This is a genomic window from Dielma fastidiosa (assembly GCF_000313565.1).
GTDB classification, from domain to species: Bacteria; Bacillota_I; Bacilli_A; order Erysipelotrichales; family Erysipelotrichaceae; genus Dielma; species Dielma fastidiosa.
The window spans coordinates 28,994-54,234 of the sequence record NZ_HE578931.1; the positions used below are offsets into that span (position 1 = coordinate 28,994).

At 39.2% G+C, this 25,241-nt stretch carries 23 protein-coding genes and 1 riboswitch; of the genes, 2 read left to right on the forward strand and 21 right to left on the reverse strand.

The annotated features are described in order from the left end of the window. Positions 1 to 2: 2 nt before the first annotated feature. The 17 genes from DAHG_RS15930 to DAHG_RS16010 form a co-directional block, all read right to left on the reverse strand. Complete coding sequence (locus DAHG_RS15930; RefSeq protein ID WP_022939344.1) at positions 3 to 392, reverse strand: BlaI/MecI/CopY family transcriptional regulator; 390 nt, start codon at positions 390 to 392, stop codon at positions 3 to 5. A gap of 182 nt (positions 393 to 574) precedes the next feature. Continuing rightward, on the reverse strand, positions 575 to 1,579 hold the full coding sequence (locus tag DAHG_RS15935) for a type II toxin-antitoxin system antitoxin SocA domain-containing protein (protein ID WP_235696048.1): 1,005 nt from the start codon (positions 1,577 to 1,579) through the stop codon (positions 575 to 577). Next, positions 1,576 to 1,980: a hypothetical protein gene (locus DAHG_RS15940; RefSeq protein WP_022939346.1), complete on the reverse strand. Its 405-nt coding sequence runs from the start codon at positions 1,978 to 1,980 to the stop codon at positions 1,576 to 1,578. The genes DAHG_RS15935 and DAHG_RS15940 overlap by 4 nt, the downstream gene beginning before the upstream one ends. A gap of 309 nt (positions 1,981 to 2,289) precedes the next feature. Beyond that, the gene (gene purH / locus DAHG_RS15945) at positions 2,290 to 3,822 is read right to left on the reverse strand and encodes a bifunctional phosphoribosylaminoimidazolecarboxamide formyltransferase/IMP cyclohydrolase (protein WP_022939347.1); all 1,533 of its coding nucleotides are present in this window, start codon (positions 3,820 to 3,822) and stop codon (positions 2,290 to 2,292) included. A gap of 1 nt (position 3,823) precedes the next feature. Continuing rightward, entirely contained in the window at positions 3,824 to 4,411 is a 588-nt protein-coding gene (purN, locus tag DAHG_RS15950) for a phosphoribosylglycinamide formyltransferase (RefSeq protein WP_022939348.1), read from the reverse strand. Next, entirely contained in the window at positions 4,405 to 5,433 is a 1,029-nt protein-coding gene (gene purM / locus DAHG_RS15955; protein WP_022939349.1) for a phosphoribosylformylglycinamidine cyclo-ligase, read from the reverse strand. Before purM ends, purN begins: the two co-directional genes overlap by 7 nt. After that, a complete protein-coding gene (gene purC / locus DAHG_RS15960) occupies positions 5,434 to 6,141 on the reverse strand; it encodes a phosphoribosylaminoimidazolesuccinocarboxamide synthase (RefSeq protein ID WP_022939350.1) in 708 nt (235 codons plus the stop codon). It lies immediately after the preceding gene. 11 nt (positions 6,142 to 6,152) lie between these two features. After that, positions 6,153 to 9,860, reverse strand: a complete 3,708-nt coding sequence (locus tag DAHG_RS15965) for a phosphoribosylformylglycinamidine synthase (RefSeq protein ID WP_022939351.1) — start codon at positions 9,858 to 9,860, stop codon at positions 6,153 to 6,155. A gap of 12 nt (positions 9,861 to 9,872) precedes the next feature. Continuing rightward, complete coding sequence (gene purK / locus DAHG_RS15970; RefSeq protein ID WP_022939352.1) at positions 9,873 to 10,943, reverse strand: 5-(carboxyamino)imidazole ribonucleotide synthase; 1,071 nt, start codon at positions 10,941 to 10,943, stop codon at positions 9,873 to 9,875. Next, positions 10,934 to 11,425 (reverse strand): 5-(carboxyamino)imidazole ribonucleotide mutase, encoded by a 492-nt coding sequence (gene purE, locus DAHG_RS15975; RefSeq protein WP_022939353.1) that lies wholly within the window; start codon positions 11,423 to 11,425, stop codon positions 10,934 to 10,936. The genes purK and purE overlap by 10 nt, the downstream gene beginning before the upstream one ends. Positions 11,426 to 11,585: 160 nt before the next feature. After that, positions 11,586 to 11,685, reverse strand: a riboswitch (purine riboswitch). 164 nt (positions 11,686 to 11,849) lie between these two features. Beyond that, positions 11,850 to 12,392, reverse strand: a complete 543-nt coding sequence (locus tag DAHG_RS15980; protein WP_022939354.1) for an SOS response-associated peptidase — start codon at positions 12,390 to 12,392, stop codon at positions 11,850 to 11,852. A 94-nt stretch (positions 12,393 to 12,486) separates the two neighbouring features. Beyond that, positions 12,487 to 13,980, reverse strand: a complete 1,494-nt coding sequence (locus tag DAHG_RS15985; protein WP_022939355.1) for an IMP dehydrogenase — start codon at positions 13,978 to 13,980, stop codon at positions 12,487 to 12,489. A 109-nt stretch (positions 13,981 to 14,089) separates the two neighbouring features. Continuing rightward, on the reverse strand, positions 14,090 to 15,532 hold the full coding sequence (locus DAHG_RS15990) for a S41 family peptidase (protein ID WP_022939356.1): 1,443 nt from the start codon (positions 15,530 to 15,532) through the stop codon (positions 14,090 to 14,092). Between the two features lie 160 nt (positions 15,533 to 15,692). Further along, the gene (rbr, locus tag DAHG_RS15995) at positions 15,693 to 16,232 is read right to left on the reverse strand and encodes a rubrerythrin (protein WP_022939357.1); all 540 of its coding nucleotides are present in this window, start codon (positions 16,230 to 16,232) and stop codon (positions 15,693 to 15,695) included. A 16-nt stretch (positions 16,233 to 16,248) separates the two neighbouring features. After that, a complete protein-coding gene (locus DAHG_RS16000) occupies positions 16,249 to 16,629 on the reverse strand; it encodes a Fur family transcriptional regulator (protein ID WP_022939358.1) in 381 nt (126 codons plus the stop codon). 66 nt (positions 16,630 to 16,695) lie between these two features. Beyond that, positions 16,696 to 17,214: an RNA polymerase sigma factor gene (locus tag DAHG_RS20015; RefSeq protein WP_022939359.1), complete on the reverse strand. Its 519-nt coding sequence runs from the start codon at positions 17,212 to 17,214 to the stop codon at positions 16,696 to 16,698. 146 nt (positions 17,215 to 17,360) lie between these two features. Beyond that, positions 17,361 to 19,367: a cytidylate kinase family protein gene (locus DAHG_RS16010; RefSeq protein ID WP_022939360.1), complete on the reverse strand. Its 2,007-nt coding sequence runs from the start codon at positions 19,365 to 19,367 to the stop codon at positions 17,361 to 17,363. A 375-nt stretch (positions 19,368 to 19,742) separates the two neighbouring features. Here DAHG_RS16010 and DAHG_RS21595 point away from each other — a divergent pair, with 375 nt between their 5' ends. Together DAHG_RS21595 and DAHG_RS16020 are read left to right on the forward strand one after the other, a co-directional pair. Beyond that, positions 19,743 to 19,889, forward strand: a complete 147-nt coding sequence (locus DAHG_RS21595; protein ID WP_022939361.1) for a hypothetical protein — start codon at positions 19,743 to 19,745, stop codon at positions 19,887 to 19,889. A gap of 75 nt (positions 19,890 to 19,964) precedes the next feature. After that, positions 19,965 to 20,207: a hypothetical protein gene (locus DAHG_RS16020; RefSeq protein WP_022939362.1), complete on the forward strand. Its 243-nt coding sequence runs from the start codon at positions 19,965 to 19,967 to the stop codon at positions 20,205 to 20,207. A 114-nt stretch (positions 20,208 to 20,321) separates the two neighbouring features. On the opposite strand, the gene DAHG_RS20025 is transcribed toward DAHG_RS16020, so the two are convergent. From DAHG_RS20025 to DAHG_RS16040, 4 genes are all read right to left on the reverse strand, one after another. Continuing rightward, positions 20,322 to 20,639 (reverse strand): hypothetical protein, encoded by a 318-nt coding sequence (locus DAHG_RS20025; protein ID WP_022939363.1) that lies wholly within the window; start codon positions 20,637 to 20,639, stop codon positions 20,322 to 20,324. A gap of 122 nt (positions 20,640 to 20,761) precedes the next feature. Next, positions 20,762 to 22,468: an FAD-binding protein gene (locus DAHG_RS16030; RefSeq protein WP_022939364.1), complete on the reverse strand. Its 1,707-nt coding sequence runs from the start codon at positions 22,466 to 22,468 to the stop codon at positions 20,762 to 20,764. A gap of 310 nt (positions 22,469 to 22,778) precedes the next feature. Then, the gene (galT, locus tag DAHG_RS16035) at positions 22,779 to 24,266 is read right to left on the reverse strand and encodes a UDP-glucose--hexose-1-phosphate uridylyltransferase (protein WP_022939365.1); all 1,488 of its coding nucleotides are present in this window, start codon (positions 24,264 to 24,266) and stop codon (positions 22,779 to 22,781) included. Positions 24,267 to 24,314: 48 nt separating this feature from the next. Continuing rightward, positions 24,315 to 25,181 (reverse strand): LysR family transcriptional regulator, encoded by an 867-nt coding sequence (locus DAHG_RS16040; protein ID WP_022939366.1) that lies wholly within the window; start codon positions 25,179 to 25,181, stop codon positions 24,315 to 24,317. Positions 25,182 to 25,241: the final 60 nt, after the last annotated feature.

The following is a 25,241-nucleotide window of genomic DNA, read 5'->3' on the forward strand; positions in this document are numbered from 1 at the left end:
AATCAATCCTCCTCGTGAAGATTGTTTAAATAGTCCCTGAGGTCATTAATATCCTGTTTACTAATCGCTTCATCATTAACCAAAGATGAAACTAGAGATGTCAGTGAATTTCCATAAAACTTTTCAAGCACTGACTTACTTTCAAGACTTGAGTATTCTGCTTCGCTAATCAGAACCGAATAAAGGTTGGCTTTCGCTGATTTATCAATTTCAACAAAGCCTTTTTCGCTTAATCTTGTCAGCAAGGTCAATACTGATGTGATAGCCAACTGCTTCTGCTGGCTTTCTTTTAATTGATTCATCACATAGGCAGCTGTAACCGGTTTGTCAGTCTTCCATAACACCAACATAATATTCAATTCTGCTGATGGTAGGCGTTTAATTGTAGTCATAATATCACCTCTTTCTTCTACACATGTAGAACTTTATACTTATATTCTACATATGTAGAAGATTATATGCAAGATAAATTTACAATAAATATGAAAAAGGAAGAACAATTCTTGTTCTCCCTGCTTTTTACAATTAGAAATTATGTTTATATAATCATCAATAATTTAGATTAAATTCATACTTATGAAAGAACATCTAAAATATATCTTCTTAAGCCAGCTTCACATGAAAAATCATAGTTTGCATTCTTTTCAATATAGTATGTCCGTATACTCTCTATAGAAATAAGCTCGTTAGACGGAATATTGTCTGCATAACCCATTCTAGCAAGCTGCCAAGGCATTTCACTATGTGTGATTCTCTCTAACACCTTTCCACTATATTCACCAAATGTATTAACAACCAAATCTATGACTCTTCGCTCATTTTCAGTAAGCTCCTCTTCGGCACCATTTAATATTGCAAATCTCGCATCTTCAATAGGATTATATTTGAAATCTCTGAACATTTCATATACTTCTGGATATACTGGCCCATGTATCCATGCCTGACAATTTTCATAAAACATAGGTCTTTCAATTACTGCATAAGAAACACCCTGAACAAAATAAAGCATTTTCTGCAGCATTAGCGGTGTAACTTCTTCTAGTCTTACAAACAAATATGATATAACCCGCAGCATTTTATTCGATACTGAAAATAGATTCTCAAGCTGTGCCGCTGCCTCCATTGACTTACTATATGCTGCTGATGCTATTTTACTCTTATTCTCCTGAAGCTTCTCTCTCATATAGGTTGGAGAAGACAGAGCCATTCTTATAATATCTGAATATTCTTTCGATGGTATCTGGCCAGAAAGATACCTTGTTATCGTCACTTCCCCAAAGCCAAGGGCAAGTGATAAGGGGCCTTTGCCAATTTTATAAATTTTCATGAGCTTCTCAATATCATCTATAGATACAAGTCCTTCATAAGCTCTGTACTGTGCATCTACCTCATGAATGTTTTTATCAATTAATCCCGGAATGCTTATTTCTTCTCCACATTCATTACATATAGCAACTGTGATGCTAAAATTGTATTCTTTACCTTTTATGCTTTTTTTGATATTACGTTTCTGTAAAATATATTCAGTATTTTTGCGGCACATTGTACAAAAGTCAGTTCTTTCTTTTTTTACCATCATGATTCCTCCTCAGTCTTTTGAAAATAGTATTTAATCGGATATTGCTGTTCATGCAGTGAAACGATAATTACATAGCAGTTATTCATCTTGTTAAATTTTATATATAAAGAAACTGTTTTGCTGATACTGCCCATTCTTTCCAAAAGTATTACATCCTTACCGAAAACATACAGCATCTCATGCTCATATCCTATGTGCTCATTTTGCAGCACTTCTGAAAAATCATTCGCAGTCAAATCAAGTAATATATCTTTCGCCTTTGCTTCGTCTATAATATAGTCCAAAAATAAATTGATGTTATTCTGCTTATTGGAATTACGTTCAATTCTATACTTGTTATTTAGAATCGCTTCTTTTACTTCAGCTAAGTAAATGCAAATATCTGCTTTTGTGATATTCAATATTTGTATATCCTCCCGTCAAGCAATGATCACTTTTTACATTTTATTCATCATCATTATACTGTATGATAGCTTTTTGTCAATATCCTATCATAAACTCAAAAAAAACATATTCATTATAAGAATGTCATCTCTAGAAATCACTTCCAAAAGGTGTTTAGATAATCTGCAGTTCTTGTACCTGCTAAATAATATATATGAATTAAATGCTCTTATAACTAATATTTTTTCTAATTAATACAATATTTTGAAGTTAACTGAATATAAATGAGCACTAAAAAAGGCAGAGTTCACTCTGCCTCAATCTCACTAATGTTTAAAATGTCTGATACCGGTATAAACCATCGCGATGCCATGCTTATTGCATTCATCCACTGACAGCTGATCCTTAATTGAACCGCCCGGCTGAATAATAGCCGTTATCCCAGCTTTAGCCGCTTCTTCAACGGTATCCGGCATCGGGAAGTAAGCATCTGAACCCATTACTGAACCCTTAGCCTTTTCACCGGCTTGCTCAATGGCGATTTTAGCCGCGCCGACACGATTCATCTGACCCGCGCCAACACCAACTGTCATATTATCCTTAACTAAAACAATCGCATTTGATTTCACATGCTTTACTGTCTTCCATGCAAACATCAGCTGTTCCAATTCCTGAGCAGTTGGTTTACGTTCAGTAACGCATGTTAAGTCATTGACTGTAACCAGCTTCAAATCAGCATCCTGAACCAACAATCCATCATTTACATTGGTTACTTTCAGCTTCGCATTAACATCAAGATCAGTATCCAATGTCATTAAACGAATGTTCTTCTTCTGTGACAGAATCGCAAATGCCTCATCCGTGAAGCCCGGCGCAATAATGATTTCAAGGAAAATCTTACTTAGCTTTTCAGCTGTTGGTGTATCCACAACCTGATTGGTTGCTACAATACCGCCGAAAATACTTGTAGAATCAGCTTCATATGCCTTATCCCATGCTTCTTCAAGATTCTTGCCAACACCGATACCGCATGGATTCATATGCTTTAAACCTACAACGCAAGGCTGACCAGCGAAATCTTTCAGAATTTCAATAGCCGCATTGCCGTCCTGAATATTATTGTAGGACAGTTCCTTACCATGCAGCTGCTTCGCATTTGCCAGTGAATACTTCGGATCAGCACTCTTATAGAAAGCCGCTTCCTGATGAGGGTTTTCACCATAGCGCAGATCCTGTACTTTCTCATAAGTCATCGTGAAATTCTCAGGGAATTTTTCACCTGTCTTTTCAGTTAGATATTGAGCAATAATCGTATCATAGGCTGCTGTATGACGGAATACCTTAGCCGCCAGTTTTTCTCTGGTTGCCAGTTCAGTATCGCCGTTATTCTTTAATTCATCAAGCACCAGCTCATAATCCTTAGGATCACAAACAACGGTTAAATAACGATAGTTTTTTGATGCTGAACGCAGCATACTCGGACCGCCGATATCAATATTCTCGATAATTTCATCATGAGTAACACCGGCTTTTTTTAATGTTTGTTTAAAAGGATAAAGATTAACACAAACAAGATCGATGTATTCAATCTGATGCTCCTTCAGCTGTGCTACATGACTTGGATTGTCTCTTACACACAACAGTGCACCATGCACATTAGGATGCAAAGTCTTTACACGGCCATCCATGATTTCTGGGAAACCGGTAATTTCAGAAATATTAATTGTCTTGATGCCTTCAGCTTCTAAAGTCTTGGCTGTACCGCCAGTAGAGATGATCTCATAACCCAATTCAACAAGTCCCTGTACAAAAGGTACCAGGTTTGTTTTATCTGAAACACTTACTAAAGCTCGTTTCATGTTAACACTCTCCTTTTTCTATTTTTTCACATAACTGATTCAATACTTCAGGATACATCTTATACTCAAGAGCATGCACATGCTCCTCTAAAATCTCAAGTGTCCATTCAGGATCAATACTGATCTTTTCCTGATGAATAATCGGCCCTGTATCGATGCCCTCATCCAAATAATGCAGTGTAACGCCAGTTTCACTCACCTTTGCATTGTAAGCATCAAGGATACTTTGTTTTCCCGGGAAATATGGCAGATACGCCGGGTGCAGATTGACGATACGCTTTGGATACGCGGCAAGCAATACCGGCGACACTATGCGCATATAACCAGCAAGCGCAATCAGTTCAACCTCTCTCTTACGCAAATATTGAAGAATTTCCTCTTCATACTCCGCTTTGGAAGGGAATGCCTTTGGATTTACATAGACCCATGGAATCTCTAAACGCTTTGCTCTCTCGATGGCCTTTGCGTGTTCCTTATCCACTACCAGCAATGCTACAGCAGCATTCTTGATTGTGCCGTCATTGATACGATTTACGATGTTCTCGAAATTTGTACCGGAACCGGAAGCAAAGACTGCCAGTTTTACCATTTTAGCTTAACCTCGCCGCTGTCGGTAATCTTACCGATAACATAGCTTTCTTCACCGATTTCACTTAACAGCTGCTGAAGCTTCGCAGCATCATCAGCATCAACCGCGCAGACAAAACCAATTCCCATATTGAATACATTATACATTTCTTCTTTATCGATATTGCCCAGCTTCTGCAGCAATTCAAAGATTGGTTTTTTAGGGAAAGCATTCACATCAATCTCAATACCCTGTCCGTCATGCAGCATCCGCGGCAGATTTTCATAGAAGCCGCCGCCAGTTACATGACTCATGCCGTGCAGATCTACCTTGCCAAATAAATGCTTGATGGCCTTCACATAGATTTTAGTCGGTGTCAGGATTTCTTCACCTAATGTTTTACCTAATTCAGGCATATATTCATCTAATTTTAATTGATGATCCTTAAACAGAATCTTACGAATCAATGAGAAACCATTTGAATGGCAGCCGCTGGATGGCAGACCCACTAAAACATCACCGACCTTAACCTTTGAACCATCAATCAAATTCGCCTTATCAACGGCACCGACACAGAAGCCGGCAATATCATAATGATGCTCATCATACATATCCGGCATTTCAGCTGTTTCCCCGCCAATTAAAGCACATTCAGATAATACGCAGCCGTCAGCAACCCCCTTGACCAGCTGTTCAATTTTCTCCGGATAGTTTTTACCTACCGCTAAATAATCAAGGAAGAAAATCGGTGATGCCCCCTGCACCAATACATCATTGACACACATTGCCACAGCATCGATACCAATCGTATCATGCTTATCCATTTCAAAAGCCACCATCAGCTTCGTACCGACACCATCTGTTCCTGATACCAGCACTGGTTCTTTCATATTCAGCATGCTTAAATCAAACATACCGCCAAAAGCGCCGATAGAATCAATCGCACCCTTAACCTTTGTTCTCGCTACATGACTTTTAATTCTTCTTACTGACTCATAACCGGCTTCAAGATTCACGCCAGCTTCTTCATAGTGCTTGCTCATTTATGCTTCCTCTTTCGTTAAACGTTTGCAGATTTCAATATAAGCCTCTTCTACATTACCCATTTCCCGTCTGAAACGGTCTTTATCAAGCTTTTCATTCGTATCCTTATCCCATAAGCGGCAGCTGTCCGGTGAAATTTCATCTGCCAGCATGATATTGCCATCCGCATCTTTACCAAATTCAATCTTGAAATCAATCAAACGAACTCCCACACTGTCAAACAGCTTGATCAACAGCTGATTAATCTGAGCGGTAAGCTCCCAAACCCGATTTAATTCTTCACGTGTCGCAATACCCATAGCAATTGCATGTGTATCGTTAATCAAAGGATCATTTAATTCATCACATTTATAACAGATTTCAAAGATAGGTTCCTTACATGGCACACCTTCTTCAATCCCTAACCGCTTAGAAGCCGAGCCTGCAAAGACATTGCGGACAATAACTTCCAAAGGTAAGATTTCAACCTTCCTGCACAGCTGATCACGTTCATTCAGCGTTTTAATTAAATGTGTTTCAATACCGTTATCTTTTAAGTAACCAAAAATCATAGTAGAAATTTTATTATTTAAAATTCCTTTGTTATGAATCTGATCTTTTTTCAGGCCATTAAATGCTGTGGCATCATCCTTGTAATGCATGAGAATTTCATTAGGATTCTCTGTTTCATAAATCTGTTTAGCCTTGCCTTCATATAATAGTTTCATGTTTTTCTCCCTTATTTCTTGAAATAGTTTACACCATTTGTAAATATATCCTGATGTTTATTACCGCTGATATTCTGGAACAAGCCTTCCTCATAACGCTCACTGTGTCCCATCTTGCCGAAGATTTTACCATCAGCACTGGTAATTCCCTCAATAGCAAAGCTTGAGCCATTGATGTTATACAATCCATTCATCGTTGTCTGTCCATCAAGATCAGTGTATTGCGTTGCGACTTGACCATTGGCAAATAATTCTTCTGCTAATTCATCACTGACTACAAATTTCCCTTCGCCATGAGAGAAGGCAATGGAATGCAGTTCATTTACCTTAAAGCTTGACAGCCATGGTGATTGATTGGATGTAACCTTTGTGCAGGCGATTTTTGAGACATGTCGGTTAATATTATTTCTGAACAATGTCGGTGAAGCAACATTCAGCTTCGTTATATCACCATAAGGCAGATAACCGGATTTAATCAATGCCTGGAAACCATTGCAGATACCTAAAATTAAGCCATCACGCGCAAGCAAATCATCGATTGCTTTTCTGATTTTTTCATTACTTAATACATTGGCAATAAACTTACCGGAGCCATCTGGTTCATCACCGCTTGAGAAACCGCCGCCAAGGGCAAGAATCTGTGCGTTTGATAGTTTATCGCTTAATTCATTTAAGCTTTCTTCAATTGCCTGTACATTCATATTCTTAAATACTACGATTTCTACTTCAGCGCCAGCTCTTTCAAAGGCTTGTTTCGTATCATATTCACAATTTGATCCAGGGAATACCGGAATAATGACTTTGACATGATCCGTTGGATTCGCACATTTTTTGATTTCCTTTGCTTCATAGACTGGCGTATTAAACCTTGTTTTATCTTCATCAACAATAATTGGATATAATTTTTTATAACGGCTTTCCCATGCTTCGATTGCTTCTTCAATCGTCAATGACGCTTCGTTGATCTGCAGCGTTGGCTGTTCTGTTACTGTACCTAAATAAATGAAATTTTCTTCATGAATTTCAGCCGATGTTTCAATCAGCATGCCGCCGATATTTAAGTCAAACAAGGCTTCATCACTCTTAACACAGATGCCCAGCTTGTTGCCGAAGCTCATTTTGCATAAAGCTTCCGCGATACCGCCAACCTTGATTGTACATGCAGCGGATACTTGATGTTCACTGATCAGATCATAAACTTTTGTGAAGTTCTTCTTCAAGGCTTCATAATTGGCACTGCCGTTTTCATTCATTGGATGCTTAACAAAATAAATCTTGCTGCCAGCCTGTTTAAATTCAGTAGAAACGATATGATCCGCTTTTTCAGCAGCTACCGCAAAAGTGATTAAAGTCGGCGGAACATGAATTTGATTAAAGGTTCCGCTCATAGAATCTTTACCGCCGATAGCTGGTGTTTCAAAGGCCATCTGGGCTTCGATTAAGCCAAGTAAAGCCTGCATCGGTTTACCCCATTTTTCAGGTACTTGATTTAATCTTTCAAAATATTCCTGACAAGATAAGCGGGCCTTGCGATAATCACCGCCCAATGCGGTAAGCTTTGCTAATGCCTCTACTACGCTGTAACTGCCAGTAAGATATGGGGAATAGTCCGCCAATTCTGAATTAAAGCCATAGGTCATCATCGATACTGTATTGGTAAAGCCAAGTACCGGTAATTTTTGTACAGAGCCTTCGGTTTCTCCTAATTGATACTTACCGCCATAAGGCATCAGTACCGTTGATTTGCCAATCGTTGAGTCAAACATTTCAACTAAACCTTTTTGACTTGCGACATTAGGCTGTTTCAAATTATTTAAAATAGCGTCCTTTAAATCGCCGTACGCTGCCTGATGGAATGGATCTTTATTTTCATCACCCGCTTTAATTACAACGGATTGATGTTGACGGACACCATTTGTATCAAGGAAAGCACGGGCAATATCGACAATGACTTCACCTTGAAAGCTCATTACCAGCCGAGGTTCTTCAGTGACTTCCGCTACCTCATATGCTTTCAGGTTTTCCTGATAAGCAAGCTCCTTAAATCTTTCTACATCTTTTGGCTCAACCAGCACTGCCATTCTTTCCTGTGATTCAGAAATAGCCAGCTCTGTGCCGCTTAAGCCTGCATATTTAACTTCAACCTTATCCAGATCGATTTTTAAACCATCGGCAATTTCACCAACCGCTACGCTGACACCGCCGGCACCGAAGTCATTGGCTTTTTTAATCAAACGTGTTACTTCAGGATTTCTGAATAATCGCTGCAGTTTGCGTTCAATCGGTGCATTCCCCTTTTGTACCTCACTGGAACATTTAGTCAATGAAGTATCATTATGCTCCTTACTGGAACCAGTCGCACCGCCGACACCATCACGGCCAGTCGCGCCGCCAATCAATAAAATGACATCACCGGCAGCTGGCTTCTCACGCTTAACCCATGATTTTGGAGCCGCCCCGACAACAGCGCCTACTTCCATTCGTTTAGCGGTATAACCATCGTGATAGATTTCTTTTACATAAGTTGTAGCCAAACCAATCTGATTGCCATAGCTTGAATAACCTTGGGCAGCACCTTTAGAAATTCTGGACTGCGGAAGTTTATTTGGCAATGCGTCTTTTAAATCCGCTGTAATATCACCGGCTCCGGTAACCCGCATCGCCTGATACACATAGCTTCTGCCTGACAATGGGTCACGGATGGCACCGCCGATACATGTACTGGCACCGCCGAAAGGTTCAATTTCAGTTGGGTGATTGTGGGTTTCATTCTTAAACATCAGCAGCCATGTTTCTTCCTTGCCATTGACATCAACTGGAATTTCAATGGAACAAGCATTAATTTCATCACTGATTTCCAAGTCTTCCAGCTTGCCAGCCTTACGCAGCGCTTTACCGGCAACCGTAGCCATATCCATCAACGTCATCGGTTTGCGGTTGCCATGAACCTTTTCACGCAGCGCGCAGTATGTATCATAAGCCTGCTGGATCTGTTCCTGATAATGACCAGCATCGATCTTTACATTTTCAAGACATGTTTCAAAGGTTGTATGACGGCAGTGATCTGACCAATATGTATCTAATACTTTAATTTCCGTTTCACTTGGATCACGCTTTTCTTCATCACGGAAATAATCGCGGATAAATGCAAGATCAGCTTCACTCATTGCCAGACCTTCACTCTCTCTAAAAGCAGCAATCTGCTCATCGTTATATTTCGTAAAGCCAACAATGGTTAACACCGGCTCAATTTCCACATCTTCTTCATAGGCCAATACGGATAAATCTTTTTCCCGCATTTCTACCGGATTGATCAGATAATGCTTTACCGCATCGATTTCATCTTCACTTACATTACCATTAAGTACAATCAAGCGGCCGCTTTTCACAACGACATCCTGTTTATTATTCAGCAGCATCAAGCATTGCTCGGCAGAATCCGCACGCTGATCATACTGTCCTGGCAGACATTCATAAGCAACAATTTGTTTTTTCTCTAAATCAAGCGTATCTCTTACTTCATCGGTTACGGTTTCTGACAATACCTTTGTTTTCAAAAGCTTTAAATCCTCTTCATCAGCATTGAATACATCATAGATATTGTAATATTCAATCCCTGTCAGACCAGTTAATGATAAGTTAGTTTTTAATTCACGATACAGTGATTCTGATTCAATCTGAAACTGCTGTTTTTTGTTGACAAACACTCGATAGTTCATAGTTCCCTCTTTCTACCTGATAAAGGCTTCCGCTTCTTTTACCAATGCTTCTAAATCATCACCGCAGAATGTGACATGCCCCATTTTACGGTTATTTTTAACTTCCTTTTTACCATACATATAGACCTTCGCATAAGGTGGACACTGCTTGCTGGCTGCCGCTGATACATGCTGTCCCAAGATATTAACCATCACCGCCGGACTTTTGATTTTTGGCTGCGGCAGTGTTTCATTGAAAAGAGCCGCGATTGCCAGATCATACTGGCTTTTATCATAAGCATCCATTGTTAAGTGACCGCTGTTATGCGGACGCGGTGCAATCTCATTGATATAGATTTCACCATCTTTACCAACAAACATTTCAAGTACGAGAATGCCTGTAAAGCCAAAGCCTGACATTACCTGCAATGCTGTATCCTTTGCCCTGCATTTAATTTCCTCACTCACTCTGGCTGGTGAAATTGATAAGTGCAGGATACCATTTTCATGAATATTCTCAATCGGTTCAAATACGGCCATAGAGCCATTCATACTGCGTACAACTATGACCGATACCTCACACGCAAAATCAACAAGGCCTTCAACGATATATTGCACATTGCCCTTTTCCTGCATAAACTTTTCTAAATCCGCATCAGTCCTGATCAGCCATTGACCTTTGCCGTCATAGCCGCCTTCACATGTTTTTATAATATAAGGCATAGGAATTGAAATCGTTTCACTTAATTCTTCATAGGGTGCTGTTTTAGCACCGGTTTTACGGATGGCATCTTTTTCACGCAGCCGATTCTGTGAAATATGCAATGGATCATATCCCTGCGGAACATTACCGCCATAGCTTTTCACAAGTTCCACTGCTTCCGCCTTGATGTTTTCAAATTCATATGTAATCACATCACTGTTTTCAGCCATTTCCTTCAGACAGGCAGGATCTTCATACGGGCCAACTATCATGCGGTCGCTGTTGCGGGAAGCCGATACCGGATCTGATGGATCAAGGACAATCGTCGAATGATGAGCCATATGTGCAGCATCAACCAGATACATACCCAGCTGACCGCCGCCGATAATACCTACTCGCATATTTCAATCTGCGCATCATCAAGCACAGTCTGCGTTTGTTTTTGTTTATAAGCTTTCAGTTTTTCACGAACGTTTAAGTCTTGCAGCGCCAAAATTTCAGCGGCAAGAATACCAGCGTTCTTTGCGCCTGATGTACCGATTGCCGTTGTCGCCACCGGAATGCCGCCCGGCATTTGAACAATGGAAAGCAAAGAATCTAATCCGCTTAACGCCCTTGACTGAACGGGTACACCGATTACCGGAATTGTCGTCATCGCCGCTACCATACCCGGCAGATGCGCCGCACCTCCTGCACCGGCAATAATTACCTGAATTCCTCTTGCCTCTGCTTCATCTGCGAACTGCACCATAGCATGCGGTGTACGATGCGCGGAAACCACTCTTGCTTCATACCCAATGCCAAACTCCTTCAGCATGTTCATTGCTTCCTGCATCGTCGCAAGATCTGAACGTGAACCCATAATCACACTAACTTTTACCATTCCCTGTTCCTCCTTCAAAAGAAAAAGACATATTGGTTGCACTAAAAACAATATGTCTGGATATCCATAAGTATATGAATAGGATTTCTCGAATTGATGACCATCATTGATCCTCCTAGTGTTTTAAAATAAAAAAACTGTTTTTCCACAAGTAAAAAACAGCATCGCTATTTTCACTTGTAGTCTGCTGATTAGGTCAGCAGGTAGAGACTTGTCAGCCAAATTCTGACGGTTATACAAGATCTATTCGAATTACAGTATCATTCTACAAGAGTTAACTGTTTATTTCAATATAAAAAACGACTTTTTACTAAAATTCAGCAATTTTTTTAATAATTTACCTCATAAAAAATAAATTTTATGCAATCAGTATTAAAATTTATTCGAATATCTAAAAAAATTCTTATCACATCTGCCAATATGCTTAATTCACTGCATTAAATACCAGGTTTTTATTATCGACATTGAAATCAACCCGATGATTTAGAAAATTCCTTACTTCATCATGTTGAATTAGAATCGGGGTGCGATCATGAATGAATTTCATTTTATCCTGTGATTCACCGGTTACAATGACAAATTCATGCTGATCATTATAAATACCCGCCATATAGATCCAAGGCTCAGCTTCCTTTTGAATATAAATTTTATGCTTTTGCTTGCCTTCCTTGACCCATTCATAGAAACCATTGGCTAGGACAATACAACGATTGTTTAAATAAGGTTTAAATGTCCACTTATTTTCAATTCCTTCACTGCGGGCATTGATGCTTTTATATTTCGTGTTAAATCCCCATTTCATCACATCAACGTCCATCCTGCCATGCTCAGCTTTCAGAACAACAACATTCTGACTTGGGAAAACTTCTCCCTGCGCAAATTCAAAGAGATTTTTATCATACAGCTTCTTTTGGATTGCCTGTGATTCATCTGAATCATCAAAACTCATAAAAAAACGTCCGCACATTGTTATCACCACCTTTAGTTTAACATATCCTTATTATCTTATGCCAATAATCAGAAAATAAAAAACCCCTATATTATGTTATAGGGGATAGTAATTATTGATTGTCTTTTAATACAACGTCGTGTGCTGAGCCTTCCTGAATAGAAGTTGCTGATACGAGTGTTAATCTTGCATTTTCATAGAAATGCTTGATAGTTGTCGAACCGCAGTTGCACATGGTTGACTTAATTTTATGTAAAGTGATGCCAACACCATCTTCCAGACTGCCGGCATATGGCACATAAGAATCAACACCTTCCTCAAATGTTAACTCCTTCTTGCCGCCAAGGTCATAACGTGCCCAGTTTCTTGCACGGTTACTGCCTTCGCCCCAGTATTCTTTCATATAACCTTTGCTGGTCTTAACCTTTGCCGTAGGTGATTCATCGAAACGTGCAAAGTAACGGCCCAGCATTACGAAGTCGGCGCCCATTGCCAACGCTAAAGTAATATGATAATCATGTACGATACCGCCGTCTGAACAGATTGGCACATAGATGCCTGTCTCTTCAAAATATTCATCACGGGCAGCAGCCACATCAAGTACCGCGCTTGCCTGACCGCGGCCGATACCTTTTGCTTCACGAGTGATACAAATTGAACCGCCGCCGATACCAACTTTAATAAAATCAGCACCCGCATTAGCAAGATAACGGAAACCTTCACGATCGACAACATTGCCGGCGCCAATCTTCACTGAATCACCATATGTATCACGAACCCATTTAATTGTGTCATACTGCCATTCAGAGAAACCTTCACTTGAATCGATACAAACCGCATCAACGCCTGCCTCTACTAATGCCGGTACACGCTCAGCATAGTCACGTGAATTAATACCAGCACCTACCATATAACGCTTTTCACTATCTAATAAAGCACGAGAATTCTCTTTATCCTCAGCATAGTCTTTTCTGAATACCAGATACTGCAGGTTGCCTTCCTTATCAATGATTGGTAAACTGTTCAGCTTATGCTCCCAGATTATATCATTCGCAGCCTTGAGTGTCGTACCCTCTTTGCCAACGATCAGTCTTTCGTAAGGTGTCATGAATTCAGCTACTTTTTTAGTTAATTCATCACGGGATGTACGGTAATCTCTTGCTGTAACGATACCTAATAGTTTTCCATTCGGCGTACCGTCAGCCGTAACCGCCATCGTAGAGTGACCTGTACGATTCAATAAATTCAGAACATCTTCCAGTGTGTTGTCAGGTGTTAAATTTGAATCACTGATAACAAATCCAGCTTTATATTTCTTTACCTTACGTACCATTTCAGCCTGTTCCTCAATCGTTTGAGAACCATAAATAAATGACATACCACCGTTTTTAGCCAGCGCCACTGCCATTTTATCATCAGATACAGACTGCATAATTGCAGAAATCATTGGAATATTCAATGAAATTGCTGGTTCCTCACCTTTCTTAAAGCGTACCAGCGGCGTTTTCAAATCAACATTCGCAACAATACAATCCTTTGTAGTCAAATTTGGAATCAACAAATATTCACCAAAAGTTCTTGATGGTTCCTGAATAATCTTAGCCATAGCATTCCCTCTCTTTCTTTCGCAAGACTTTCCTGAGTCTTAATATTTTAGTTAGATTACCACAAAAATCTACAAAAATCAATTGATTATGAAAAATTTTCATCATTACTTAATCCGTCTGCTGGTTGTTCTTAATAAACTTCAATATAATTTCTTCCAAATGAATGCTGTTAATCCATAAATCAGGCTGAAAGCCTTCAAATTCCTGATAATACTCAGGATCATACTCACTCCATGAATTTCCAAAAGCAACCTTGATTTTAGAGTTAGGCAGTACCAGTACATTGCCATTATCAGACTGCAGACATCCGGCAGACGATGTACCGACAAAGATTACATTTTCTACATTATGCAGGGCATCAATCATATACTCTGCCGCGGATGCCGAATAGCCATTCATTAATACAAACAGTACCCGATCATTGGCAACCGTCTCATTATGACAATTATTCTTCTGATAAATACCCTTACCAATTGGGGTAGCATTAAAATAATCAATGATCTCACTCATTTTCTGCGAATCATCAGCCAATAGATGATCATTTATCTCTAAGTCACCATCATAAATCATAATGCCGGAGCTATTCAAACCAACCCGCTGACCAACGTATCTTTCAATCCATTTTAATGGCAATAAGCCATTGCCGCCATTATTATTTCTTATGTCTAAAATTGCCGCGTCGCTCTTGCTTAACAGTTCAGCGCTGTTAAGGAACTGATCCGCCAATTTCCTATTCTCACCATATTCAGTAAACATTTCTCCAATCTGGACAATCGGAACACCTTCCAGAACACTCTCTGTATATGCCGGTGTATTTTTCAGATAAACATAATCAACCGAAATTGGCTCTTGTTCACCAGTATCATACGTCAATACATAAGAGGGCTGCGGATATTGCTTCAGCAATAAACCAAAATGCCAGCATACCTGTCCTTCATCATCCAAAGACAGATAGAAATAATTCTCTGCCGCCTGATCCTGATCAACCGCTGTAACCTGCCTGCCCTTCGCATCATAGATTTTATTATCTTTTTTATAAAATGACAGCTCCTCATTTGAGAAATACTTACTGGCCGCATTGGAACGTTTGTTGCCGATCGTAAAATGATTATCCTTTACAAAGTTAGTTGCTGTCAGCATGATCAATACAAGCTTATTTATTTCAATCAAGCCAGTTTCATTCAAATAAGACAGACACTCTGCCTTTGCCTGTTCAAACCGCTCATCACCGCCAAAGTGCAGATATCCGCCATAGAACTGTCGCAGCATCTGAAAGTAAAACTCTATATCCTCTCGGGCAGCCTCCATTGTTATCGCTGTCCTGGGAATTTCACCATTATAAAAATACGATAAATATTCATCGTAGCTTACATACTCGCCTCTATCGAATGTTTGGTATTGCTGAAAGTCTACCGTAGGCTTATTCAACCCCTCATGATCGTTGTTGAACTGTGATAAATACATATTAAAATCATCTGACCATTGCTTATTTTCAGTTGAGCACCCCGCAGCCATAAGGACAATCAATACCCCAATGATGAATTTCCTCATATGTCCCCCTCTGTGACTATTATTTATATAATAAACTTCATTCCATACTTCTTCAACTAATTATCGAAAAAACAACAATTTACTACAAAAAGAAAACAATGATCCTAAGCTTTCAGACAACCAACCAAAAAAAAGAGGCTTTTTCAGCCTCAAATTAATCCTAGTAGTTGTGAGCTTCTTCAGCAAATACAGCTTTAGGGTTTCCGCAAACTGGGCAAACACCAGGTGCATCAGTACCTTCATGACGGTAACCACAGATACCGCATACCCATACAACTTTATCTTCTTTCTTGAATACTTTGTCGTTTTCAACATTAGATAATAAAGCAAGGTATCTTTCTTCATGATGTTTTTCAATCTTTCCAACAGCTTCAAATAAGAATGCTAATTTCTGGAAGCCTTCTTCTTTTGCTTCTTTAGCGAAAGTTGCATACATGTCAGTCCACTCATAGTTTTCACCAGCAGCTGCATCCTTCAGATTTACATCAGTATCAGCAATCTTATCTTCATGTAATGCTTTGAACCATAATTTAGCATGTTCCTGTTCATTGCGAGCAGTTTCTAAGAATAATTCAGCAATTTGATTAAAGCCTTGTTCTTTTGCTTTTTCAGCATAGTAAGTATACTTGTTTCTTGCCTGTGATTCACCTGCGAATGCAGCCATTAAATTTTGTTCAGTTTTTGATCCTTTTAATTCCATGATTTTGTTCTCCTTTTCAGTTTTTAATTTTACAGTTTTGACATATACCCGTAAAAGTAATGTCATGTGCTTCCGCATCAAAGCCGCAGTTATCTGCGATCTGATTCACTTCTTCCATATATCCGACCGGCAAATCGATTAATTGATTGCACTTGCGGCAGAAGAAGTGGTAATGCTTCTTGCACGTTTTATCGTATACATAGCCATAAGAAGGGTGCGCAATTTTTCGGATTTCATTCATATCCGCCAATATATTTAAGTTACGATACACAGTCGCCAAAGAAATTGGATGGATTTCATTTAGGTCCTGATAAATTTGCTCAGCACTTACATGACCCTGGATGTTTTTCATGTAACTAAGAACAAGATCCCGCTGTTTTGAACTTTTATATTGCATTGTCTCACTCCTTTCTTAAGAACTATTCTTAGTATAATTCTTAAGTTTGAATTTGTCAACACCTAATTAAGAACAATTCTTAATTTTTATAAAAAAGATGTGCACAAAGTACACATCTTCATGATTGTTTCGTAGGGAAGCAGCCTGTTCATGGGTAATCACCTCCAATTCATGCCGGAGCTGCTGTAAGGCAAGTCGGATATGCCGCCCTGCGGTATTGCGTGTCTGCTCGTATTGTTTGCCGATTTCCCTTTGTGTACAATTCTGGAAATAGTAAAGGAAAATTTCTTCCTGTTTCTGTGGTGGCAACATGGACAGGGCAGCGACAAGGGTTGGGTCACTTAATAATATACTCTGCCCGCAAGTTGTAAAGGGATAGTCCTTGTCCATTGGCGGCTGTGTAAAGTATTCATCTGTGGTGCTGAATGGCATAAACTTTTCCTCGGACAGATATTCAAGGGAGATTTCCCGTTTCCACTTGGCAAACAGCATACGGGCAGCGTCTATGGAAGCGTGACGAATAACTATCCGGCAATAGGCGTTGTGAGTGTATTGGATATGCTCTTTGTATTCGTTGTCGGTCATGGAAAATCCCCCTTTCTTTGATAATAATGAGGGGCGGCAGCACTCCTTGCTGTCGCCCCTTGATTACCCACCAGCAAGAACAGGCGAGGCTGTCAACGGCGGGCGCAGCCCGTTTATTTTACCGTTGACTGGCTCGCCTGGCTTTGCTATTTGCGCTTATTATGAAAACAGTTAAGGAAACTGCAAATTGCTGCTGCACACTGTTCAACACCGATTGAACTGTCAATCAGCAAATCATAATTGTGGGCTTCTCCCCAACGCATATCTGAAATGCTATGATAGTAAGCGGCTCTTGCTTCATCTGAACGGCGAATATTTTTGATGGCTTCCGCTTTGGTATCTCCGTACACTTCCATAACCTTGCCAACACGATATTCTTCTGGCGCATAGATGAAAATTCTTATTACATTTTCATATTCACGCAGAACGTAATCAGCGGCACGCCCCACAATTACACAAGAGCCTTGATCTGCGATTTTGCGTATAATCTGCTCCTGTGCGGTAATCGCCTGTTGAACAACACTTGTACTTAGGTACAAGTCATGTAAAAGTTGAGGGGAGTTTGCGTTGATGTCTGAAATAAATTCCCTATGCAGACCGCTTTCCTCGGCTGCTAATGCTGCCACTTCCTTGTAGTAAAACGGGATATTCAATTTCTCTGCAACCGCTTTGCCAACCTGTTTTCCAGCAGAGCCATGTTCTCTCGCAATCGTGATAAGTACACCCTTTTTAGAGGGTTTCAGCGCCAAGTTTGTAGGTTCGACAATTTCAGTTTCTTTTCCCAGTGAACGCATAAAACTTACCGTCATAGAAACGGCAACAATCATAGCGATAAAATCCGCTGCGGGGGCAGCAAACAGAACACCCTCAACACCAAAAAACCGGGGCAGGATCAGCACCAAAGGTACAAAGCAAATAATATCTCTGGTGACAGACGAAATGACTGCATGAACCGGCTTTCCTACCGCCTGAAAGAAAATCGAAGTCATTTTAATCGTGCAGGTAAAGGTTACTAATGACAGGAAAATGCGGAATGTGAGTTCTGCAAAATGCCAATAGTCTGCCGGATTTGGAATATTTGTAGGCTGTCCGAACATACCGACAATCAAATTAGGTGCAAATTCAAACAACAAAGTAGACACAAGCCCAATCACTATTGTTGCAGTTAAAGCATAGCGATAGGTCAATTTGACACGCTCATAATTTTTTGCACCATAGTTATAGCTGATAATCGGCTGACAGCCCAAAATAATACCGACAACAATGTTGATGACTACGGTAAACACCTTGCTCTCAATACCGATAATCGCAATGGGAATATCAATGCCGTACTGAGAAAGTGCGCCGTATTTTGCCAACATCATGTTGCAGACCAATGAAATAATCACTATTGTCATCTGGGTAATAAAAGAAGATACGCCCAGTTTCAGTGCCGTAGAGAACACGCCAAAATTAGGGATAAAATGCTTCCATGTTAAGCGGAATGTCTTTGTGTGAAAGAAATAAATAACACTAATCACAAAAGACACTGTTTGACCGATTACAGTTGCAAGGGCCGCACCTTTCATTCCCCAGTGAAGCCCAAAGATAAATACAGGGTCAAGAATAATGTTCACAATCGCACCTGTGAGCATAGACGCCATAGAACTTGCCGGACTGCCGTCTGCACGAATAACAGCGTTCATCATGTTCATCAGCATGAAAATCGGAAAGAACAGCAGAATGATATTAAAATATTCAATCGCCATACCGATACTGTTTTCAGACGCTCCGAACAACGTCAAAATCTGTGTTTTGAACGGAAAGAAAATTGCTACAAGAACAATACTTGTCAACAGGGTAATTGTAATGCCGCTTCCGATACAAACGGGAGCATTTTTCGTGTCATTTTTACCCTGACAGATATTCAAGTATGCAGCACAACCATCTCCGAAGCACCACGCAAAAGCCTGTGCAATAATGAAAATTGGAAATACAACGCCGGTTGCGGCATTGCCTAATGCACTTAATTCACTATTGCCAATAAATATCTGGTCTACGATGTTGTAGAGTGCGCTGACCAGCAGAGATAAGATACAGGGGATTGAAAATTTAAGCATGAGCTTAGGTATTTTTTCCTCCCCCAGATAGTTAATTTGTTGATTGGATTGCATTTGGGTAACCTCCATTTAATGTGATTTTATTGGAGTCTTTATCAGAGAAAAGCTACCTAAAAACTACGCACAAGCAACAATAGGCACACCTTGAAAATGCCTATGAGGGGCAAAAAAAGCAGCGTAGAATCCACCAAAGATTCTACGCTGCTCGCTGCTTGGCTAAATTATTTTATCAGATAAAATCCTCAAAAGTCAACTCCAAAAATAAAGTTCTAAGAAAATGACAATCGTATAGCTGCACTGTATTTGTCATTTTGCACAAAAGGAATGTTTTTAATTTTTAGAGAAAATCGCTTTTGAAAAATTATATCTAATTTTGTTATAATTATTATCAGCAAGTAACCATATCTGCAAATACAGGAGGAAAATATAATGAAACGAATTAAAGCAGCGTGTTTGCTGCAAACTATCCACTTCCAGTTAAAAGATGAACTCGGTCATGCCGTTGCGGTAAAAGCCATAAAAGACGAACTGGAACACTACAAAATACAGCTTGAACGTAAGAACACAAAATATTGATGTGCACTTGCGGAACGGTCATGGAATTTGTTGATTTGTTTCTGCCAGATACGGGTCTAGAAGGGAGTGTTTAAAATGGTTAAGAAACAGAAGCAAAAATTTGATGAGATGGATCTGATAGCTAAAGATGAATTTACTTTATGTAAATGCTTGAATTGTGGTTATGAGCAGGAAGTTCCCTCATGGTTGATTGATGAAATTAATGATATTAACAAAGAATGTAATCTTGATGATCACTTTGTAGATGGCTGTTCTCGCTGCAATAAAGATACAATGGTAACGATGAAATATTATCAATCCGTAAAGGAACACAAGTAATGTTTCGATTATCTATTTTTTAATTGTGCTATTTTAAATATTCTCATTTTGTATATTTTTTATTTAATTACAACATAAAATGAAATTTCCTATATAATTAAAAAAGCAGGCTGACTATTTCAGGCTGCTTTGTTCATTGTTTAATTCTGATTCAGGATTTAACTGCTCCTTTTTTAATAATAAATGCTTTAATTTTTCATTCATTTCACCTAACACATAGATTATGACTGAAAATAAAAACGGACTTGCGCATTGTTCATAATAATATGAAATGACATCCCGCATGTTTTCACTGATAACAAAGCTTTGTTCAGTAACTAATGACGAGATATAAGTCATTGCGCCATAGAGCCGATAAATGGTAAAGAGTAATAGAAGTATGGATAAGCCATACATAAAGATCGTAATTCCTGATAATTTTCCTTTGTTCATATGTTCTCCTTCATCTGATTGGCCTATTATATCATTTTCAGCGTGTCAGAATGTGATGAACAAATGAAAGATTATAAGTAAAAACAAGGATACAGCTGTACGTAACTGTATCCTAATGTTTCTTATTTATTTAAAATATATTCTGCGGCTTTTTCACCAGAAATTCTGCCAAATACAACAGATGAACTGTAAGCACCGGTAGTTGCGGTAACTTCACCAGCTGCATATAAGCCTTCAACCGGAGTGTCATCGTTATTTAATACCTGGGCATTTTCATTTGCGACAACGCCGCCCTTTGTCATATGAATTGCTGATTCAACCTGTACACCATAATATGGGCCAGTTTCACTGAATGCTTCAGTAAATGGTTTTTCTCTGAATGGATCAGCAGCTTCACCGCTTACGCCTTTGTTATAGGCATCTTTAGCAGCTACAAGATTTTCTGCAGGAATTCCCAGTTTTTCAGCTAATTCTTCTAACGTATCTGCTTTCACATGATAGCCTAAGTTATTATGCTTCTCTAAGCGATATGAAGTATCATATAATCTTTGATCATAAATATAATAAGCTTTACCATCAGGCTGAGCAAGAATAGTGTGAGCCATTTCCAAGCCTGATTTGCTTTCATCAATGAAGCGGTTGCCATCTTTATTAACAAGCATGAAACCATCACCAGCACCTGTCAGGTCACGGCGATTGGCAATGATCATCTTAAAGATACTTAAAGTATCCATGTTATCCATTTTCAGATCATATTTTTCAAATACCGGTACAAAATCACCTGTAGCTCCCATCTGATTAGAAGTATTAACATCTTCTGAACCAGGTGCATATTTAGCTAATAATTCTTTATTGAATGAGAAACCGCCAGTTGAAACGATAACTGCTTCAGCCATAATATCATAGCTTTCATTCTGATTATTAGTAACCTTTACACCGACAGCCTTGCCGTCTTCCATGATTAAGTCATAACCCTTAGTACCAGTGCGGATATCTACATTCAGTTCTTTAGCGCGTTTTTCTAAGCCTTCCTGAATATGTTCACCCGCGTAAGCGTCAGCCTCTGCCATGTGGTTTGTACCGCCATTGCTTTGGTTTAATTCAATGCCCATGCCACGCAGCCAAGCATCCAGTGTATACTCGCCTTCAGCCCATGCTTCAATACGTTCAGGTGAATCCGTTGATGTTTTCTTATCTTCTATAAATTGTTCCTTTGTATATTCAATACCTGCTTTTTTCTGTGCCTCTGAATTAATCAGGTCAAAGAAGTTCATATCAAATTTACCGTTACCACTCAGGATATCCAGTTTTTCAATCAGAATGACATTTTCCAAGCCAGCTTCTTTCGCAGAGATTGCCGCAGATAAACCAGCCGGACCGCCGCCGACAATAACTAGCTGAGTTTGAACTGCTTCTAATTCTTTAGCTGGTTTCTCTTCACCCTTTGTAGTGAAAGTGATTTCACCAAAATCAACACCGCCCTGCTTAGCAGCTTCTGCTACTGCAGCCTTAACCGCATAAGATGAGAAGGTTGCTGCACTGACACTGTCTACAATTGGTGACTGTGCTTCTAAAATGCGTTCTTTGATAACTGGTAATGCACGGCTGAATACCGGTGATGATTCCTTATGGTCAATAACACGGATATCCTTGATTTCACTGCCAAGCATATCAACTTCAACCGTAAGCTCTCCGCCATAGCCGCTGCCTTTACCTGTGTAGGTGGCTAATTCTTGTTCTGTTTTGCCCCCATCAGTCGGTTCGTTTTTTGTTGTGCAGCCAGTCAATACCATGGCTCCAACACACAATAAACAAATCAATTTTTTCATACTATTTTCTCCTTGCAGCAGTTGTCATGTCTTTATTTGGACAGCTACAACTGTTCCTCAAAAACTGTCCAAGACAACAATTCATTTATAAAACATAATATTATACAGACATTACCCTTTGTCTTAAATACTGAAATGAATTGTCCATAACATTATATGATAATCAATTCACAAAATCAATCCTATATGAACAAATAAATACAACATTTTTTTGTACTGATAGTTTTATCACACATTTGTATAATTTGCCGCTTATCAACTTGCAGCTCATTTGGCTTTTCTATTCAGCTAAACAAAATAAAAAAGCTGACTAGCAGCTTCCTATAAATCGATTAAAGGCCTCAACACCTTGTTTATCTTCTTTAAATACACCAGCATCCTGAAGTACCCGCTTGAATACTTGGCCTACCGCATTTTGAATGACAGCTTCAACATTTTCCTCATTGATATCAGCTTCATTTTCTAATATCTGCTTTACAAATTCACTGTGTTTCTGCAAAGCCTCTTCTTTTAATTCAGAATCACGGCGCAGCAGATAAGGCTTCAATGCATTCATCTCATCCTTTAAACGTGCCGGCAGCACAGCTAATCCCATGACTTCTATCAAGCCGATATTTTCCTTTTTAATATTGTGAACATCGGCATGCGGATGGAAAATACCTAATGGATGTTCCTCTGAGGTACGATTATTGCGCAGTACCAAATCCAGTTCATAATAATTTTTATTAAATCTGGCAATCGGAGTAATCGTATTATGCGGCTCACCATTTGTTTCCGCAAGTATATCTGCACTTTCATCACTATAACCGCGCCATACTTCAAGTATATGGTTCGCACATTCTATAATTTTTTCTTTATTGCGAGTTTTTAGACGCAATACCGATAAAGGCCATTTCAAACGGCTGATAACCACATCTTCATAACCAGCCAGCGTATAATTCTCCAACACTTCCGCGGTCTCCATCGCAAACTGATAACGGCCGCCCTGATAATGATCGTGACTTAAGATTGAACCGCCGACAATCGGCAGATCGGCATTGCTGCCGACAAAATAATGCGGCAGTACCTCGATGAATCCCAGCAGATTCTCAAAGGTTTTCTTGCGGATTGACATTGGTGTATGATTAGCATTTAATACAATGCAATGTTCATTATAATAAGTATAAGGAGAATACTGAAGGAACCAATTTTCACCCGAAAAGCTCATTGGTATTAAACGATGTGTATTTCTTGCCGGATGGTTCATATTACCATAAAAGCCTTCATTTTCACGGCATAATAAACATTTAGGATAAGCCGTAGACTTAACCAGCTTAGCCTTCGCAATTTCCTTAGGATCTTTTTCCGGCTTACTGAGATTGATTGTAATATCCAAATTACCATATTCAGTGGCTGTTTTCCAGCATATATTCTTATCTGTGCGATCCTTGCGGATATAATTACTGGCAATACTTAATTGATAAAAATAATCCGTTGCCTGCTTTGGACTGTTCTCATAATAATTATTATAAGTCTGAATCACTTCACTTGGCCGCGGCATCAGACAGTTCATTATTTTAGTATCAAGCAAGTCACGCTCAGTAACCGTATTCTCTATCAATCCACGGGATACGGCATCATCAAGCAAGCTCTCTAAAATCGGTGTTGCGGTAGGCAATGCTTCTTCAATAGCTACATACTCAAATTCACTTAGACCCAGAACCCCTAATAATTGATTAGCGGCATATACTTTATCTTCTTCATGAATCAAACCTTGCTGAAGCGCAAAATTCAAGAGTCGATTAATTTCATTATTCATCAGGTTACCCCCTTTGTACTTTCTTATTTTAGCACAACTGACAGCCGCCTAACAGATAGAAATTTCATTTTGCGTGATCTGTCTGATTAATGTTTTGATAATTGGCAGCATATAGCGTTCTTTGTTATAAACTAAATAGATACTTCGCTGTTTAACTTCATCTAATTCTTTAAAGTACAGACTGCCTGTTTGGATTTCATTTAGAATCGTTATTTTAGGCAATACAGCGATGCCTAATCCCTTCTTTACTAAGGTTTTAATTACCTCACTGCTGTTTACTTCAATAATTTTATATGGCTCAAAGCCGCTGGATTTCAGCCATGATCTAGTAAATTCATAGGTACTGGATTGCTGATCATGCATGAAAAAACATTGTGCATTAATCTGCTTCAAACATTCCTGACTGCCTGCCAATACCATCAGATCCTGACGCAGCGCAATTGACTGCAGATGCTCATTGTCAGGTTCATGGTTCATGGAAACAAAGCCTAAATCAATTTCTAGCTGTTCTAGCATTGTTAAAATAGTTGCAGCCGGATGAATTGACACACTTAATGGATTCTGCGGATATTCATGAACTAATTCACCGATGATTTCTGATAAATAATATTTACCTGGAATCAAGGAAGCCCCGATTTTCAAAGGCCGGCTTTTGAAATTATAGCTTTCCAGTACATTTCTTGCATCTTGGGATAGCCTTATAATTCGTTTTGCATAATGAAGTAATATTTCACCATTCTCACTCAATATGATTTTACCGCTGGCATGGATAAATAATTTCATGCCATATTCTTTTTCCATATTTTTCATATGAAAAGAAATCGTCGGCTGAGTCAGTTTGAGTATTCTGGCTGTCTCTGTAATATTTTTTGTTTCATTGATAGAAATTAATATTTCAGCTTGTTTCTCATTCATTAATGTTCTCCCGCTTATTGATTTTTTCTTTCAGTATAGTTTAATCAATTGAATAATTCA

Bases quoted from the DNA above. Each gene is read 5' to 3' on its own strand.
- DAHG_RS21595 (WP_022939361.1), top strand. From the start codon at position 19,743: ATGAAACGAATTAAAGCAGCGTGTTTGCTGCAAACTATCCACTTCCAG.
- purC (WP_022939350.1), bottom strand. From the start codon at position 6,141: ATGAAACTATTATATGAAGGCAAGGCTAAACAGATTTATGAAACAGAG.
- purN (WP_022939348.1), bottom strand. From the start codon at position 4,411: ATGGTAAAACTGGCAGTCTTTGCTTCCGGTTCCGGTACAAATTTCGAG.
- purH (WP_022939347.1), bottom strand. From the start codon at position 3,822: ATGAAACGAGCTTTAGTAAGTGTTTCAGATAAAACAAACCTGGTACCT.
- purE (WP_022939353.1), bottom strand. From the start codon at position 11,425: ATGGTAAAAGTTAGTGTGATTATGGGTTCACGTTCAGATCTTGCGACG.
- purK (WP_022939352.1), bottom strand. From the start codon at position 10,943: ATGCGAGTAGGTATTATCGGCGGCGGTCAGCTGGGTATGTATCTGGTT.
- DAHG_RS20015 (WP_022939359.1), bottom strand. From the start codon at position 17,214: ATGACCGACAACGAATACAAAGAGCATATCCAATACACTCACAACGCC.
- DAHG_RS15935 (WP_235696048.1), bottom strand. From the start codon at position 1,579: ATGATGGTAAAAAAAGAAAGAACTGACTTTTGTACAATGTGCCGCAAA.
- DAHG_RS16000 (WP_022939358.1), bottom strand. From the start codon at position 16,629: ATGCAATATAAAAGTTCAAAACAGCGGGATCTTGTTCTTAGTTACATG.
- DAHG_RS15980 (WP_022939354.1), bottom strand. From the start codon at position 12,392: ATGTGCGGACGTTTTTTTATGAGTTTTGATGATTCAGATGAATCACAG.
- DAHG_RS15930 (WP_022939344.1), bottom strand. From the start codon at position 392: ATGACTACAATTAAACGCCTACCATCAGCAGAATTGAATATTATGTTG.
- DAHG_RS16010 (WP_022939360.1), bottom strand. From the start codon at position 19,367: ATGCAATCCAATCAACAAATTAACTATCTGGGGGAGGAAAAAATACCT.
- rbr (WP_022939357.1), bottom strand. From the start codon at position 16,232: ATGGAATTAAAAGGATCAAAAACTGAACAAAATTTAATGGCTGCATTC.
- DAHG_RS16040 (WP_022939366.1), bottom strand. From the start codon at position 25,181: ATGAATGAGAAACAAGCTGAAATATTAATTTCTATCAATGAAACAAAA.
- DAHG_RS15990 (WP_022939356.1), bottom strand. From the start codon at position 15,532: ATGAGGAAATTCATCATTGGGGTATTGATTGTCCTTATGGCTGCGGGG.
- DAHG_RS20025 (WP_022939363.1), bottom strand. From the start codon at position 20,639: ATGAACAAAGGAAAATTATCAGGAATTACGATCTTTATGTATGGCTTA.
- DAHG_RS16030 (WP_022939364.1), bottom strand. From the start codon at position 22,468: ATGAAAAAATTGATTTGTTTATTGTGTGTTGGAGCCATGGTATTGACT.
- DAHG_RS15985 (WP_022939355.1), bottom strand. From the start codon at position 13,980: ATGGCTAAGATTATTCAGGAACCATCAAGAACTTTTGGTGAATATTTG.
- DAHG_RS16020 (WP_022939362.1), top strand. From the start codon at position 19,965: ATGGTTAAGAAACAGAAGCAAAAATTTGATGAGATGGATCTGATAGCT.
- DAHG_RS15965 (WP_022939351.1), bottom strand. From the start codon at position 9,860: ATGAACTATCGAGTGTTTGTCAACAAAAAACAGCAGTTTCAGATTGAA.
- purM (WP_022939349.1), bottom strand. From the start codon at position 5,433: ATGAGCAAGCACTATGAAGAAGCTGGCGTGAATCTTGAAGCCGGTTAT.
- galT (WP_022939365.1), bottom strand. From the start codon at position 24,266: ATGAATAATGAAATTAATCGACTCTTGAATTTTGCGCTTCAGCAAGGT.